This window comes from Burkholderia sp. BCC1977 (assembly GCF_905339595.1).
GTDB lineage: Bacteria > Pseudomonadota > Gammaproteobacteria > Burkholderiales > Burkholderiaceae > Burkholderia.
In genome coordinates this window covers 75721-90358 of the sequence record NZ_CAJPGQ010000014.1, presented here as the reverse complement: position 1 = coordinate 90358, position 14638 = coordinate 75721, and the positions used below count along the sequence as shown (strand labels likewise).

14 protein-coding genes and 1 pseudogene are annotated in these 14638 nt (G+C 67.2%); 3 read left to right on the top strand and 12 right to left on the bottom strand.

Annotated features, from left to right (window positions below):
- Positions 1–26 precede the first annotated feature (26 nt).
- The 6 genes from U5771_RS14460 to U5771_RS14435 all read right to left on the bottom strand — a co-directional run bounded on the left by U5771_RS14460 (position 27) and on the right by U5771_RS14435 (position 4377).
- Positions 27–380 carry a metal ABC transporter ATPase gene (locus U5771_RS14460; RefSeq protein WP_322024608.1) on the bottom strand — a complete coding sequence of 118 codons (354 nt, stop codon included), beginning with the start codon at positions 378–380 and terminating at the stop codon, positions 27–29.
- Between the two features lie 172 nt (positions 381–552).
- Positions 553–792 carry a hypothetical protein gene (locus tag U5771_RS14455; RefSeq protein WP_006752669.1) on the bottom strand — a complete coding sequence of 80 codons (240 nt, stop codon included), beginning with the start codon at positions 790–792 and terminating at the stop codon, positions 553–555.
- 16 nt (positions 793–808) lie between these two features.
- Positions 809–1099, bottom strand: a complete 291-nt coding sequence (locus U5771_RS14450) for a DUF1488 domain-containing protein (RefSeq protein ID WP_322024607.1) — start codon at positions 1097–1099, stop codon at positions 809–811.
- A gap of 116 nt (positions 1100–1215) precedes the next feature.
- The gene (locus U5771_RS14445; protein ID WP_322024606.1) at positions 1216–1614 is read right to left on the bottom strand and encodes a DUF488 domain-containing protein; all 399 of its coding nucleotides are present in this window, start codon (positions 1612–1614) and stop codon (positions 1216–1218) included.
- A gap of 131 nt (positions 1615–1745) precedes the next feature.
- Positions 1746–2948 carry an amino acid aminotransferase gene (locus U5771_RS14440; protein WP_322024605.1) on the bottom strand — a complete coding sequence of 401 codons (1203 nt, stop codon included), beginning with the start codon at positions 2946–2948 and terminating at the stop codon, positions 1746–1748.
- A gap of 43 nt (positions 2949–2991) precedes the next feature.
- Positions 2992–4377: an amino acid permease gene (locus U5771_RS14435; RefSeq protein WP_322024604.1), complete on the bottom strand. Its 1386-nt coding sequence runs from the start codon at positions 4375–4377 to the stop codon at positions 2992–2994.
- A 319-nt stretch (positions 4378–4696) separates the two neighbouring features.
- Here U5771_RS14435 and U5771_RS14430 point away from each other — a divergent pair, with 319 nt between their 5' ends.
- On the top strand, positions 4697–5170 hold the full coding sequence (locus U5771_RS14430; protein ID WP_322024603.1) for an Lrp/AsnC family transcriptional regulator: 474 nt from the start codon (positions 4697–4699) through the stop codon (positions 5168–5170).
- A gap of 144 nt (positions 5171–5314) precedes the next feature.
- Here U5771_RS14430 and U5771_RS14425 read toward each other — a convergent pair.
- Positions 5315–5464: pseudogene (locus U5771_RS14425) on the bottom strand (EamA family transporter); the annotation flags it as partial.
- 401 nt (positions 5465–5865) lie between these two features.
- Between U5771_RS14425 and U5771_RS14420 the strand changes: the two are divergent.
- Complete coding sequence (locus tag U5771_RS14420) at positions 5866–7539, top strand: alkaline phosphatase family protein (RefSeq protein ID WP_322024602.1); 1674 nt, start codon at positions 5866–5868, stop codon at positions 7537–7539.
- A gap of 111 nt (positions 7540–7650) precedes the next feature.
- Complete coding sequence (locus tag U5771_RS14415) at positions 7651–9069, top strand: cytochrome-c peroxidase (protein ID WP_322024601.1); 1419 nt, start codon at positions 7651–7653, stop codon at positions 9067–9069.
- A 36-nt stretch (positions 9070–9105) separates the two neighbouring features.
- Here U5771_RS14415 and U5771_RS14410 read toward each other — a convergent pair whose 3' ends face one another.
- The 5 genes from U5771_RS14410 to codA form a co-directional block, all read right to left on the bottom strand.
- Entirely contained in the window at positions 9106–9837 is a 732-nt protein-coding gene (locus tag U5771_RS14410) for a class I SAM-dependent methyltransferase (RefSeq protein WP_322024600.1), read from the bottom strand.
- A gap of 199 nt (positions 9838–10036) precedes the next feature.
- Positions 10037–11296 (bottom strand): type II toxin-antitoxin system HipA family toxin, encoded by a 1260-nt coding sequence (locus U5771_RS14405; protein WP_322024599.1) that lies wholly within the window; start codon positions 11294–11296, stop codon positions 10037–10039.
- Positions 11293–11604 (bottom strand): helix-turn-helix domain-containing protein, encoded by a 312-nt coding sequence (locus U5771_RS14400; RefSeq protein WP_415859406.1) that lies wholly within the window; start codon positions 11602–11604, stop codon positions 11293–11295. Before U5771_RS14400 ends, U5771_RS14405 begins: the two co-directional genes overlap by 4 nt.
- 254 nt (positions 11605–11858) lie before the next feature.
- The gene (locus tag U5771_RS14395; protein WP_322024597.1) at positions 11859–13217 is read right to left on the bottom strand and encodes a chloride channel protein; all 1359 of its coding nucleotides are present in this window, start codon (positions 13215–13217) and stop codon (positions 11859–11861) included.
- A gap of 179 nt (positions 13218–13396) precedes the next feature.
- Positions 13397–14638: a cytosine deaminase gene (codA, locus tag U5771_RS14390; RefSeq protein ID WP_322024596.1), complete on the bottom strand. Its 1242-nt coding sequence runs from the start codon at positions 14636–14638 to the stop codon at positions 13397–13399.

Sequence of the window (14638 nt, the reverse complement as noted above, 5' to 3'; positions counted from 1 at the left end):
CGGCTCGCGGCTCGCGTCATTGCGCATCATTGCGCGGCGACGCGCGTCGCGACCGCATGCAGCGCGACCGCGTCAGGTTCGCCGGCGCGCCAGGCGGACAGTGCCTGTTCGGCTTGCGCGAACACGCGGCGCATCGTCTCGTTCACGTCGTCACCGCTGCTGCACGGCAGCGACGCCGGCGCACGATCGTGCATGACCAGCTCGAGGCTCACGTCGTAGGTCCGCCCGCCGTCGACGGTCGTGCGCGACTCGATCGCCAGCCGGCAATCGCCGAGTCGTGCACGGAATCGTTCGAGCCGCACCAGTTGCACCCCCGCTTCTGCTTCGAGCGCGGCGGAACCCGCGAATCCGACGCAGACGATCTGCATGCCCACGCCCATGTCGTTTCTCCTGACGCGATCGCCTGCTGGTCGACCGCGTTGCCTGTCCCTGTGTCTGTCTGTCCCGCCCGCGGCAGAAGCCGTCTGCTCGCGCGTCGTTCGGTGCGATGACGGACGCGGCGATCACTGCCCTGGCAGCCTTGCCTGCGCGCATCCGTCGGCGCGAAGCGGTTTACACGCTGAATGTCTGCGACGCCTTCATTTCGATCCATGTCATCCCGGCCCGCAGCCCTTCGATCGCGGCCTCGTGCTCGGTGGGATACGCATGACTGTGCTCGAACGTGTGGTGAAAGCGCGCCGCCCCAGTGCCGTGCTCGACCGACACACGACAGCGGAACTCGCCGGATTCGCACGGCCGCGTCTCGATCTCGACCGACCAGTCGCGTTCATGAATCGTGCCTTGCAGTGTCATGCGCCCTCCCGGGATGTCAGTCGTCGAACCGGAAATGACCGCTATGCAGCAACACCGGCCGGCCGCCGATTTCGTCGAGCATCCGTCGCGCCATCGCCTCGATCGCCGACCGATGCGCGTCGAACGCATTCAGCAGGTCCCGCTCGAGCAGCGACAGCGCGCCGAAATGGTCTTCCAGCGCTTCAGCCGTGATCGCGCACTGCACGCAGCGGCCGTCGACCAGTGCCGAAAACGCGACGACCAGATCGCGTGCGCAATACTCGGGCGGTTCCGGTGGAAAGGCAATCTGCATTTGTCCGCCTGTCATCCTCAGGACGATCCCATGACATGAGCATAGCGGCCCGCACGGCCGTCCGCTTGACCCACGTCAACCGCTTCGCTGCGCCGCACGATGCGGCGCCCGTCGTGCGGCCCGACGGGCATTCAGCCTGCGTCCGCGTCGATCGCCGCGCCGCGCTCCGCCAGCAGTTCGCGCAGCACGCTGCGATGACAGCGTCGCTCGTCCTCGCAGTAGCAGCCGATCGAGAACGCGCTCGTCGCCGACAGCGCGGCGAGCAGGTCCAGCACCTTCGGCGCGTCGCCATGCGCCATTTCCGCGCGGAAGTGGCGCGTGAACGCGCGCCATTCGGCGTCGGTTCCGGCCGCCTGCGCCTGCGCGACGAGCTCGGGGCTCGGCGACAGCGTCGGCAGCCATACATCATAGTAGTTGCGCGATGCGAATTCCGCCTTGGGCACGCCGCGCGGCGGCCGCCGCACCGTGCCGATCCTCAGGCCCTCGCCGGCCGCGCGCGGCGTGCCGAGCCGTACGATTCGAATAGCCATGCCGCTCCTTCGTCTTGCGTTCGATCCGCCATCGTACCGCCGCGCCGCCGCCGCGCAAGAAAAAACCGGCTGCCTCCACGGGGGGAGACAGCCGGTTCCGGCGAGCGATCGGGCGCCCGCGGGCGCGCCGGTCAGACGCCGCTCTTCAGCACCTTGCCGATCGCATCCGCGACGATGCCGACGTTCGAATCGTTCAGGCCCGCGACGCACATGCGGCCCGAACGCAGGATGTACACGCCGTGCACTTCGCGCAGCGCTTCGACCTGCGATTCGGTCAGGCCCGTGTACGTGAACATCCCGCGCTGCTTCACGTAGCGCGTGAGGGCTTCGCCGCTGACGTGGTCGCGCAGGCCGTCGTGGATCGACTGGCGCATCCGCGCGATCCGGCGGCACATCGCGGCGAGTTCTTCTTCCCATTGCTGGCGCAGCGCGGGCGTATTGAGCACGGCCGCCACGACCTTCGCGCCGTAGGTTTGCGGGTTGCTGTAGTTCGAGCGCACCGCGCCGGCCAGCTGGCCCAGCACGCGCTCCGCCGCGGCCGCATCCTCGCACACGACGCTCAGGCCGCCGACGCGCTCGCCGTACAGCGAGAAATTCTTCGAGAACGAGTTCGCGACGAGCGCCGGCACGCCGCGGCGGGCCAGTTCGCGCACCGCGAACGCGTCCGCGTCGAGGCCCGCGCCGAAGCCCTGGTACGCCATGTCGACGAACGGCAGCAGCCCGCGCGCCTCGATCACGTCGATCAGCTTCGCCCACTGGCCTTCGTCGAGATCGACGCCGGTCGGGTTATGGCAGCACGCGTGCAGCAGCACGATGCTGCGCGCCGGCAGCGCGCCGATCGCCGCGAGCATCGCGTCGAACTTCAGGCCGCCCGTCGCCTCGTCGTAGTACGGGTACGTGTTCACCGTGAAGCCCGCGCGCTCGAAGATGAAGCGGTGGTTTTCCCAGCTCGGGTCGCTCAGCCACACCTGTGCGTCCGGGAAGTAGCGCTTCAGGAAATCGGCGCCCACCTTCAGCGCGCCGGAGCCGCCGAGCGTCTGCACGGTCGCGATGCGGCCGGCCGCACGCGCCGGATGATCGGCGCCGAACACCAGCGCCTGCACGGCGTCGCGATACGCGGCGAGGCCGACCATCGGCAGGTAGGGCTTCGGGCCGAAGTCGCGCTGCAGCGCGGTTTCGGCTTCGCGCACGGCACCCATCACCGGAATCCGGCCTTCGGCATCGAAATAGATGCCGATGCTCAGGTTGACCTTCTGATCGCGCGGATCTTTCTGGAAGTTCTCGTTGAGCGTCAGGATCGGATCGCCCGGGTACGCGTCGATGTGTTCGAACATGGCTATGTCGGTCTCGTTTGGAAGAAGGGTCGTGGTGCCCGTGTCAGCGTGCGGACGCGCCGTCGCGCATCGCGTAGCCCGCATTCTTCTGACGGAAGCGATACCCGATCGCGAGCACCGCGAGCCATACGGGGATCAGGTACACCGACAGGCGGAGATCCGGCGTCAGGTACATCACGACGAGAATGCCGGCCATGAACGCCAGGCACAGGTAATTCGTGAAAGGATAGCCCAGACTGCGGAAGGAAGTCTGCTCTCCGGCGATGCGCTTGGCCTGGCGGAACTTCAGGTGGATCAGCGTGATCATCGCCCAGTTGATGATCAGCGCCGACACGACGAGACCCATCAGCACCTCGAACGCCTTGCCCGGCATGAAGTAGTTGACCACCACGCACGCGCCGGTCGCGAGTGCCGACGCGCCGAGCGCGGCGAGCGGAATGCCGCGCTTGTTCACCGAGCACAGCACCTTCGGCGCGTTGCCCTGCTTCGCGAGGCCGAACAGCATCCGGCTGTTGCTGTACACGCCGCTGTTGTAGACCGACAGCGCGGCCGTCAGCACGACCACGTTCAGCACGTTCGCGACCAGGTTGCTGCTCAGCGCGTGGAAGATCAGCACGAACGGGCTGCCGCCGGTGACGACCTTTTCCCACGGATACAGCGACAGCAGCACGGCGAGCGCGCCGATGTAGAAAATCAGGATCCGGTAGATCACCTGGTTGGTCGCGCGCGGAATGCTGTGCTTCGGATCGTCGGCCTCGGCCGCGGTGATGCCGATCAGCTCCAGCCCGCCGAACGAGAACATGATCGCCGCCATCGACATCACGAGCCCCGACACGCCGTTCGGGAAGAAGCCGCCGTGCTGCCACAGGTTCGCGATGCTCGCTTCCGGCCCCGCATGGCCGCTCGCGAGCAGCCAGCCGCCGAAGCCGATCATCCCGACGATCGCGGCGACCTTGATGATCGAGAACCAGAATTCCGTCTCGCCGTACGACTTCACGCTCGCCAGGTTGAGCAGGTTGATCGCGACGAAGAACACCAGCGCCGACACCCAGGTCGGCACGCCGGGCCACCAGTACTGCACGTAGATCCCGACGGCCGACAGCTCGGCCATGCTGACGAGGATGTACAGCACCCAGTAGTTCCAGCCGGACAGGAAGCCGGTGAAGTGGCCGACGTACTTGTCGGCGAAGTAGCTGAACGAGCCGGCGACCGGCTCGTCGACGACCATCTCGCCGAGCTGGCGCATGATGAAGAACGCGACGATGCCGGCCACCGCGTAGCCGAGCAGCACGGACGGGCCGGCCATCTTGATCGTCTGCGCGATGCCGAGGAACAGCCCCGTGCCGAGCGCGCCGCCGAGCGCGATCAGCTGGATGTGCCGATTCTTCAGCCCCCGCTTCAGGCCGTCCTTCTCGTTTCCAGAAACCATGTCTTCTCCATTCTGCCCGCCTCCGCCGGAAGCGGCGCGGCGCGCCTCGGTGTGCCGGGCGCTGTTTTGCTGTGCCGGCGGCCGTTCGTGGAGCCGCCGGGTTGGGGACTGCAATCCTCGCACGGCGACGCCCGCTGCCTGTCGGCAGGCCCGCCAGACCGGCCGCCGACCGTCGCCCTCGTCCGCATTGCTGCGGCCGCACACGAAAATCCGGCGTCAGTTTAGCGTCGCGACAGCGAAATCGGGTTGCGTAACCCGCTCATGCAAACCCTACATTATGAGATAAGATTGCATCCAGGAGACAGATGAGGAAACAAAAATGCCTGAACCGGTTCTCGATCGCATCGATCGCCACTTGCTGTCGGTGCTGCAGGAGAACGGCCGCGCGTCGAACCTCGACCTGGCGAAGGCCGTCGGCCTGTCGCCCGCGCAGACGCTGCGGCGCCACCGCCGGCTGGAGGAGATCGGCGCGATCCGCCGTTACGAAACGCGTCTGTGCCCCGATACGCTCGGGTTCGGCGTCACGGCGTTCGTGCACGTGACGATGGAGCGCGGGCATATCCGCGACCTGTCGAAGTTCCAGAAACTCGTGTCGGATCTCGCGCAGATCCAGGAATGTTTCTCGGTGACGGGCGATATCGACTACGTGCTGAAGGTCGTCGCGCGCGACCTGAAGGGGCTGTCCACGTTCCTGCTCGAAACGCTGATGCGGATTCCCGGCGTGAGCGGCGTCCATTCGAGCGTGTGCCTCGACGAGATCAAGTGCACGAGCGCGATGCCGGTGGAAGCCTGATCCGCCACCGCGCGCCCGGCCGGGCGACGCCTGGTTCGGCAGCCGCGCTCAGCGCACCGCTTCGGACGCGCTGATCGGCAACGCCCGGCAAGCAATCACCAGACACCCGCCGGCGCGACGCGGCGTCAGCTGCTCGCCGAGATACGCGCGCGCCATCAGCGCCGCGAACACCCAGATCGCGATCTGCAGCACCGTGGCCGAGCGCAGCCGGCCGCCGCTGCCGCGCACGTGCGCATTCCGTGACGCAGGCAGGAAGGCGGCGCACATGACGGCAAACAGCACGGGGATCGGCACGTTGAATCCTCGCTGACGGCCGGCAACGCGACATCGTCGCCGCGGGCCGACCGTCGCATGAATGCGTCATCCGACTGTCAAAAAGGCGCGCGGCCCGACCTCCCGGACGAACCGGCCCGCCGCGCGCTGGCGCCCGCCCCACGCGGGATCCGCGGCCGTGACGGTGCCCGCCGCCGACTGTGTCGCCCAGGTGGCATCCGCTCCGTCCCTTTCCGCTTTCTTTCGGGCCGCTGCGCACCGTAATGAAATCGATACCACAGCGCAACCGTCGCGAAACCGCTCCGCCCCCATATCTTCATACCGGACTGTTCCAATGCCGGTGCTCTGTCTCGAGCGCCGCGCCGAACCGACATGGCGACGGGACCGCTCTCCCCCATCGAAAACCTACCTGGAGTTTCACGATGTTCCGTCAAGCCTTGCTCGTCACCGCCTGCGCCGGCGCAGCGCTTGCGCTGTTCGCGTGCGGCGGCAGCGACGATCCCGCGTCGACGCCCGCCGTGTCGTCGCAGGATGCGCTGCAGACCGCCACGCCGATCAAGCACGTCGTCGTGATCTACGGCGAAAACGTGTCGTTCGACCACTATTTCGGCACCTACCCGAACGCGTCGAACCCGTCCGGCGAACCGGCCTTCACGGCGAAGTCCGGCACGCCGACGGTCAACGGGCTGACGGGCACGCTGCTCACCGCCAACCCGAACTTCACGAACACGGCCAACGGCACCGACGCCGCGAACCCGTTCCGCCTCGACCGCACGCAAGCCGCGACCGCCGACCAGAACCACGCGTACACGGCCGAGCAGCAGGCCGAGGACAACGGCCTCGCCGACCTGTTCCCGAAATACACCGGCAAGGGCTCGTCCGGCGGCGCCGGCGCGTTCGGCACGAAGGGCCAGGTGATGGGCTACTTCGACGGCAACACCGTGACCGCGCTGTGGAACTACGCGCAGCGCTTCGCGATGAGCGACAACGCGTATACGACGGTCTACGGCCCGTCGACGCCGGGCGCGCTGAACGTCGTGTCGGGCCAGACCAACGGGATGCAGATCGTCAAGACGTCGAAGCAGCCGTCGACGCTCGCCGCCACGTCGTACTACATCAACGACGGCCAGGGCGGCTTCACGATGATCAACGACGTCGACCCGGGCTACGACGTGTGCTCGAGCACGACCGACCAGGCGATGATGAGCGGCAAGAACATCGGCGACCTGCTGAACGGCGCGAAGATCACGTGGGGCGGCTTCATGGGCGGCTTCAACCTGTCGACGACCAACGGCAACGGCACGACCGGCTGTAACCGCAGCACGGTCGCCACCGCCGTGAACGCCGCGACGACCGACTACATCCCGCACCACAACTGGTTCCAGTACTACGCATCGACCGCGAACCCGCAGCACACGCGCCCGAGCGCGGTCGCGGCGATCGGCTCGAGCCTCGAGGCGGACGGCAAGACGGCCGAACCGGCGAACCACCAGTACGACACGGACGACTTCTTCGCGGCCGTGAAGGCCGGCAACTTCCCGTCGGTCAGCTTCCTGAAGGCGCCGGCCGCGCAGGACGCGCACGCGGGCTACTCGGATCCGCTCGACGAGCAGGCGTTCGTGACGAAGGTCGTCAACTTCCTGCAGCAGCAGCCCGACTGGCAGAACACGGCCGTGATCGTCACCTATGACGACTCGGACGGCTGGTACGACCATGCGTACACGGCACCGACGCGTGCGTCGTCCGACGCGGTCGACCAGGTGAACGGCAACGGCGCGTGCGGCTCGGGCGGCACCACCGGCGTGAACGGCGGCACGGTGAACGGCCGCTGCGGTCCGGGCGTGCGCATCCCGCTGGTCGTGATCTCGCCGTACGCGAAGCAGAACTACGTCGACCACACGATGATCGACCAGGCGTCCGTCGTGCGCTTCATCGAGGACAACTGGCTCGGCGGCCTGCGCATCGGCGGCGGTTCGTTCGATACGACGGCAGGCGACCTGCGCGGGCTGTTCGACTTCTCGTCGAAGCCGAATACCGCGCCGCTGTATCTCGACCCGACGCAAGGCACCGTGCTGAGCGCGGCGCCGTCGATCTGACCGGCATGGCATAACCGGTCGCAGCAAGCAGCAGCAGGCCGGCGCATCGTGCGCCGGCCGTTTCCATTTAACGCGCCGCCTTTGCGCGGTGCCCGACCTTCGACCGACAGCATGACAGCTCGTCCCGCGTGCCCGTCCCCCGACCCATCCGGCGCCGCCGCGCCGCGTTCCCCTGCCCGCGTGCTGCGCCGCGCGGCGTTCGTGCTCGGCGCGGCCGTGCTCGGCTACGGCGCGTTCGCGCTCGCGTTTCCGGCCCGTACGCCGGCGGCGATCGGCGACGTCGTCGCCGACTGGACGGGCGCGAATCCGCATCCGGTCGTGCTGCAACGCCCGGCCGCGCAGCCGCTGTCCGCGGTCGCGCAGCTCGGGCGCGCACTGTTCGCCGATCCGTCGCTGTCGGCATCCGGCAAGCAGTCGTGCGCGTCGTGCCACAGCCCCGATCATGCGTACGGCCCGCCGAACGGGCTCGACGTGCAGCCGGGCGGCCTGGCGATGACGCAGCAGGGCTACCGCCCGCCGCCGTCGCTGATGTACCTGTATCGCCAGCCGAACTTCAGCATCGGCCCCGATGCGGGCGAAAACGACGCCGCGCCGAGTGTCGCGCAGCAGGCCGCATCCGCGGCTGGCGTCGTCAAGGCGCAGAAGGTGGCCGGCACGTCGGCCGCGCCGCAACTCGTGCCGCAGGGCGGGATGTTCTGGGACGGCCGCGCCGATACGCTACAGCAGCAGGCGTTCGGGCCGCTGCTGAATCCGGTCGAAATGGCGAATGCGAACATCGACGACGTCGCGCGCAAGCTCGCGCAGTCGTCGCATCGCGCGCAGTTCGAGCAACTGTTCGGCGCGCGCGTGTTCTCCAGCCCGCAGCTGCTGGTGTCGGAGGCGATGTTCGCGATCGCACGCTATCAGGTCGAGGATCCGTCGTTCCATCCGTACAACAGCAAGTACGACCGCTGGCTCGAGGGCCGTGCGCGCTTCACGCAGGCCGAGTTGCGCGGGCTGCGGCTCTTCAACGATCCGGACAAGGCGAATTGCGCGGGCTGCCATCTGTCGAAGCCCGGCAAGGACGGCTTGCCGCCGATGTTCACCGACTACCAGTACGAGGCGCTCGGCGCGCCGCGCAACACGGCGCTTGCGCAGAACCGCAACCCGGCGTTCCACGACCTCGGCGTGTGCGGGCCGTTCCGCGAGGACCTGAAGGACCAGACGCAGTACTGCGCGATGTTCCTCACGCCGACGCTGCGCAACGCGGCGACGCGCCACGTGTTCTTCCACAACGGCGTGTTCCATACGCTCGACCAGGTCATGGCGTTCTACAACGAGCGCAGCATCTCGCCGCAGAAGTTCTACCCGCGCGGCGCGGACGGCAAGGTCGACGCATACGACGACATTCCGGCGAAATACCGCGCGAACGTCGACGTGACCGATGCGCCGTTCGACCGCAAACCCGGCGACCAGCCCGCGATGACCGCACAGGACATCAAGGATATCGAAGCGTTTCTCGGCACGCTGACCGACGAGCCGGCGCGCTGAGGTGCCGGGTATCGTTTGCCGTGCGCGCCGGGTCAGTCAGCGGCGCGCACGGATGCACAGGAAAGCCGGCGCCAGCGACAGCTCCGCATGGAGTCGTTCCGACACGGCCTTCATCTCGGGCAGCGGCGTCGGTTCGACGAACCGGTCGAGCCGCCAGCCGGCGTCGGCCAGCGCGTTCAGGATGTCGCCGAGCGGCCGGCGCCATGCTTCGACGTAGGGCTTCGGTTCGCCGAAGCCCGACCAATGGAAGCCGAAACGGCTCGTCTCGAAGTACGTGCCGTCGCCGCGCGTACGCTCGTCCATCCAGTCGCGCATCGGGTGCGCCATCGAGAACACCAGCGTCGCGCCCGGCCGCGCGACGCGCCTGAATTCGCGCAGGGTCGGCGTTAGATCGCGCAGGTAGTCGAACGCGAGCGAACACAGGATCTTGTCGAACGCCTGGTCGGGCAGCCAGTCGAGCGGCGCCGCAAGATCGCCCTGAGCGACGTCGACCGCGAGCCCCGCGCAGCGCGCTTTGGCGAGCGCGACCATCTCGGGCGTGATGTCGAACGCGTGGACGGTCGCACCGTGGCGCGCGAGGTGCTCGCTGCAGATGCCGGGCCCGCAACCGGCGTCGAGCACCGTCAGGCCGGCGACGTCGCCGAGCAGCGCCAACGTCGCCGGGCGTTCGTAGAGCGCGTTGTGCGCCTTGGTCGGCGCGATGTCCGCGTAGCGTTGCGCGAAGCTCGCGTACACGCGGCGGGCGGACGGTTCGTTCGGATCGGTCATGCGGCATCCGTCGGCGGGGATCGGGGGTTCGATTCTGCACGATCGGGGGGAGGATGGCGATGGGCGGTCGCCGGTGCGTCCGCCAACGGATCAGCCCGACAGGCGGCCGATGAATTCGAGCCGGTTCCATCATGCATGTGCAATACCGAGTGCCGACGAACGCCCATCTCGCCGCTTCGCTTTCTGCAACCCCGTGGCACTAGCGCAGCAGCGCAACGTTCTCGTCGATTCGACGCTGAATGTCCATCAGGGTGTCTTGGGTGATGATCCCCTCGTAGCGGCGCTTCGCAATGGCCGAAAACCGGCTGGCCACGCCGCACATTCCGTCGATCATGTCGCCGGCAACGGCTGCGGAAAGCTCCGCTTCGTTTGCCAGTCCGAGCAATGCCGCCCGGTCGATCCGCAGCGCCTCGCCCATTACGTCCATTTGGTGGTAACCGCCCGGCCCCTCGCAGAATGTCACGTCGTAGGCCGGCGCGAGCTTCCACTCGCCGGATCGCGACATGACGTACGCGAAGTTCTTCGGATGATCGTCGCGATTGTTGAACGCGACATTGAAGACAGCCCGTTCAAACGCCCGCGCCTTCTCGCGTACGTCGTTGGTGCACATGTGAGTCGCACGCAGGAAATTCACGTAATCCAGCGCACCCGGCGTTTTGTAATCGGCACCGGTAAACGCGGCAACGCTTTGCATGGGCACGCGCAGACCGTCCCGTCGATCGAAACGCCTGGACGCAAATGCCGCCATCCCGTCGGGCAAATTGAAATGGAGCGTGTCCGGGGTCTCGATGCCGCACATGCGCAAGCACTCGGCGTAGACCATTTCGATCGCGCACACCTCGGGATGCTCTTGCCGAGCCGGGAACTTGACCAACCACGCTTCAAAACCCGCCATCGCGGCCGTGGTAAAAACGCCGGACCGCGGATCACGATAGACCAGGGCCTTTGGCCTGGCGCCTTGCGGAGAACCGCCGACCTGCAGCAGTTGATGAAGGAATTCACCGCCCTCACCATTCAGGACTTCCTGTACCTCGGCCGCGAGCCGATCGAGAGGAATATCCGGCTGAGGTGCCTGGATCTCGGGCGCGACCGGCTCGAACGACATGGCCCCCATTGCATGGTTGCCAATGTAAGCCAAGCGCTCCAGCGGCCCAATGCGTGCCGCGTTGAGACCGCGGCGTTTGAACAAGCGGTCCATCAGCAACATGCCCCATCCGTCGGGTAGTGCGTCATAGACCGGTCCGGGCAATCCCAGCTGGTGGGACGGAAAGTCCTTGCGCAGCCTCGCCCCGTGCAATGGGAGCGCATAAGACGACAGTTCCAGCCCCCTCTTGCGCGCGTCATCGCTATATTCGAATACGATCAATGGGCGCCCCGTGATCGCCGTCGTAGAGACCATCGATCCCCACCGCCAGTGCTCCCCCCAGCCGTCGTAGTAGACATCGATCCGCTCAATCATTTCTGGTTGCCCCTCTTGACGCGCTGACGTTTGGCACTCTTTTCATAGCGGTGAACGTCTTCCAGGCTATCGAGCTTCGGCAGGAACAGTCCTTCGAGTTCCTTGCTTCGTCCCAGAACCATCGCTACACGGATGACCGTTTCGAGGCTCACATTGCGTCCGGCTTCCAGATTGGACACGGTATTGGCACCCACGCCGGCACGCGCGGCTACGTCGGTCTGCGTCAGTTGCAACGCCAGCCGCTCCGTGCGAAGCCGCGCACAAAGCAATGTGACGATTTCATCGGGCTTGCGGAAGCTCAATTCCAACATAGTGGGCCTTCTGTGGCTATATCCCTCATAAGTCCCAATATTATAGAGTTACAGGCAAGATGCATCCAAGAAGGATAATCCCCGAATATTGGGCCTTACAACGAGATTTTCGGCTCTAATCCACTTCAGAGCGGAATTAACGCATCCGCGATGCGCGCGCTTCCCCTACCCAAGAGCAGTCCTCCAAACGCGCCACGTCATGGCACGGATCGTCGCCTCGTCGATGCGTAGAGGGGCCAGCCGTAAGCCAGCTAGCGAGCAACCGCCTCCGGCGTGCTGACGGCTGCGATCGCATTCGCTCGCCGCTGCGCCAGGTGCTGCGCGAACCGGTACGCGACAAGCGAGCCCGCCACGGCCAGCAGCATCGGCACCAGGCAGTCGTAATTGACACGCGTGAATTCGAGCAGCAGCACGACGGCCGTGATCGGCATCTGCATCGACGCGGCGAGGAACGCGGTCGCGCCGATCAGCGCGCACCCGCCGATCGACGCGCCCGGCCACACGAGACTCCACAACCCGCCGAGCACGACGCCCAGCAACGCGCCGTTCGCGAGGCCCGGCGTGAGCAGCCCGCCCTCGGCGCCCGCACGCAGGCTGGCCGCCTCGATCAATACCTTCAGCACGAGCAGCGTCGCCGCGAGGCCGATCGTCAGCGTACCGTCGAAACCCAGTGAAGCCGGCCCCTTGCCGTTGCCGAGCAGTTGCGGAAACCGCATCGCGAGCACGCCGATTACCGCGAAGTTGACCAGCGCGAGCACGGGCAGCAACCGGCCCTTCGGCGCATCCGCCCGCGCGCGGGTCGTGAGCCGCACGAAGCCGTACGCGGCGAAACCGAACAGCGGCCCGCAGACGATCGACCACGCGACGAGCGGCGTGCTCGGCACGAACGGCGGCACCGTGTACTGGTGTTCGTTGCCGAGGCCGATCCATGCGACGGCCGCCGCGATCGCCGACGTGACGACGGCCGCCACCAGCGCGCGCAGTTCGAACGTGCCGAGCAGCACTTCGAGCACGAACACGGCGCCGCCGAGCGGCACGTTGTAGACGGCCGCGAGGCCGGCGCCCGCGCCGCACGCGACCATCAACCGGCAATCGGCGGGCGTGAGCCCCGCGCGGTGCGCGAGCCGCCCTGCCAGCAGCGCGCCGATCTCGCGCGGCGCGACTTCGCGGCCGAGCGGCGATCCGAGCGCGACGGTGACGATCTGGAGCAACGCATGCACCGTCGTGCTGACGAACGGCATCCGCGGATCGGCCGCGCGAACGGCCCGGCGGATGCTGACGAGCGGCCGGCCGTACCGGTAGAGCGCCCACCAGCCGCCGCCCGCGACGAGCCCGCACACGACGAGCACCGCGAGCCGGCGCAACGGGTCGGCCCGGGTCACGCCCGTGAGAAAGCTCTCGGTGCCGACCACGTGCGCCAGGCTGTAGCCATAGGCCGCATGCTGGATCGCGTGCAGCAGCAGCGCGAGCAGCATCCCGCCGAAGCCGGCGCCGACGCCGGTCAGGACCGTGACGGCAGCCATCCGCGCGAACGGGCTGGCGGACAGGCTGGCGGACAGGCTGGCGGACGGCGAGGAAGACGCGGGAGCAGACGGGAGATCGAGGCGCATGAAGTTCGGCGAACGAGGGTCGACAAGACGGCGCGCACCCTGCACGCCGCCGTCAGGTCCGCATCGTAGGCGTCGGCCCCTCATGAGACAAACGTATTTTTCTGATCAACTCATGCATTTTGCGAATACGTGACCGAAGGCGACCTGCGACGATGCGTGCCGCCTGCCACGCAGCCGCGTCACGCCGGATACGTGACGCGCTCCGGCTCCCGCCGCATGATCACCTTCCCGTGGCGCACCGACAGCGTGGCCTTCACCTGCCGGCGCACGGCTTCGTAGTCGCTGTCCGCATCGAGTACGACCAGGTTCGCCGGCCGACCGACCGCGATCCCGTAGCCGTCGCCGAGATGCATCGTCGTCGCGCTGTGATCGGTCACGAAGTCGAGGCAGCGCTGCAGGTCCTGGTAGCCCATCATGTGGCAGATGTGCAGGCCGGCGTCGAGCACGCGCAGGATGTTGCCGTTGCCGAGCGGATACCACGGATCCTTGATCGAATCCTGTCCGAAGCATACGTTCAGGCCCGCGCGATCGAGCTCCGCGACGCGCGTGACGCCGCGCCGCTTCGGAAACGTGTCGAAGCGCCCCTGCAGGTGGATGCTCTCGGTCGGGCACGAAACGAAGTTCAGGCCCGCGCGCTTCAGCAGCCGGAACAGCTTCGAACAGTACGCGTTGTCGTACGAACCCATCGCGGTCGTGTGGCTCGCCGTCACGCGCGCGCCCATCCCGCGCACGCGCGCCTCTTCCGCGAGCACTTCCAGAAAGCGCGAATGCGGATCGTCGGTCTCGTCGCAATGCACGTCGACGAGGCAGCCGGTGCGCTCGGCCAGTTCCATCAGGAAGCGGATCGAGCTGACGCCCTGCTCGCGCGTGTTCTCGAAATGCGGGATCCCGCCGACGACGTCCGCGCCGAGGTCGATCGCCTGCTCCATCAGCGCGCGACCGCCGTCGAACGACTCGATGCCTTCCTGCGGAAACGCAACGATCTGCAGGTCGATCAGCCCGCGCGCCTCGTCCTTCACCTCGAGCATCGCCTTCAGCGCGGCCAGTGACGGATCGGTGACGTCGACATGGGTGCGCACGTGCTGGATGCCGTGATCGCGCAGCATGCCGATCGCCGCATGCGCCCGCGTCCTGGTGTCCTCGTGCGTGATCGTCGCCTTGCGCTCGGACCAGCGCTCGATGCCCTCGAACAGCGTGCCGCTCATGTTCCAGGCCGGCTCGCCGGCCGTGAGCACGGCATCGAGATGGATATGCGGTTCGACGAGCGGAGCAATCGCGAGACGGCCGCCCGCATCGACATCGTCGGCGCCAACCGATGTGACCGGCGCGGTTTGCGCGTCGATCCGCGCGATCCGGTCGCCATCGATGCCGATCGTGAACAGCCCGTCGCGGCCGCGCAGGCGTGCATTGAAGAGATTCAT

Bases quoted from the DNA above. Each gene is read 5' to 3' on its own strand.
- U5771_RS14450 (WP_322024607.1), bottom strand. From the start codon at position 1,099: ATGACAGGCGGACAAATGCAGATTGCCTTTCCACCGGAACCGCCCGAG.
- U5771_RS14430 (WP_322024603.1), top strand. From the start codon at position 4,697: ATGCCTGAACCGGTTCTCGATCGCATCGATCGCCACTTGCTGTCGGTG.
- U5771_RS14420 (WP_322024602.1), top strand. From the start codon at position 5,866: ATGTTCCGTCAAGCCTTGCTCGTCACCGCCTGCGCCGGCGCAGCGCTT.
- U5771_RS14460 (WP_322024608.1), bottom strand. From the start codon at position 380: ATGGGCGTGGGCATGCAGATCGTCTGCGTCGGATTCGCGGGTTCCGCC.
- U5771_RS14440 (WP_322024605.1), bottom strand. From the start codon at position 2,948: ATGTTCGAACACATCGACGCGTACCCGGGCGATCCGATCCTGACGCTC.
- U5771_RS14435 (WP_322024604.1), bottom strand. From the start codon at position 4,377: ATGGTTTCTGGAAACGAGAAGGACGGCCTGAAGCGGGGGCTGAAGAAT.
- U5771_RS14395 (WP_322024597.1), bottom strand. From the start codon at position 13,217: ATGCGCCTCGATCTCCCGTCTGCTCCCGCGTCTTCCTCGCCGTCCGCC.
- U5771_RS14405 (WP_322024599.1), bottom strand. From the start codon at position 11,296: ATGATTGAGCGGATCGATGTCTACTACGACGGCTGGGGGGAGCACTGG.
- U5771_RS14410 (WP_322024600.1), bottom strand. From the start codon at position 9,837: ATGACCGATCCGAACGAACCGTCCGCCCGCCGCGTGTACGCGAGCTTC.
- U5771_RS14445 (WP_322024606.1), bottom strand. From the start codon at position 1,614: ATGGCTATTCGAATCGTACGGCTCGGCACGCCGCGCGCGGCCGGCGAG.
- codA (WP_322024596.1), bottom strand. From the start codon at position 14,638: ATGAATCTCTTCAATGCACGCCTGCGCGGCCGCGACGGGCTGTTCACG.
- U5771_RS14455 (WP_006752669.1), bottom strand. From the start codon at position 792: ATGACACTGCAAGGCACGATTCATGAACGCGACTGGTCGGTCGAGATC.
- U5771_RS14415 (WP_322024601.1), top strand. From the start codon at position 7,651: ATGACAGCTCGTCCCGCGTGCCCGTCCCCCGACCCATCCGGCGCCGCC.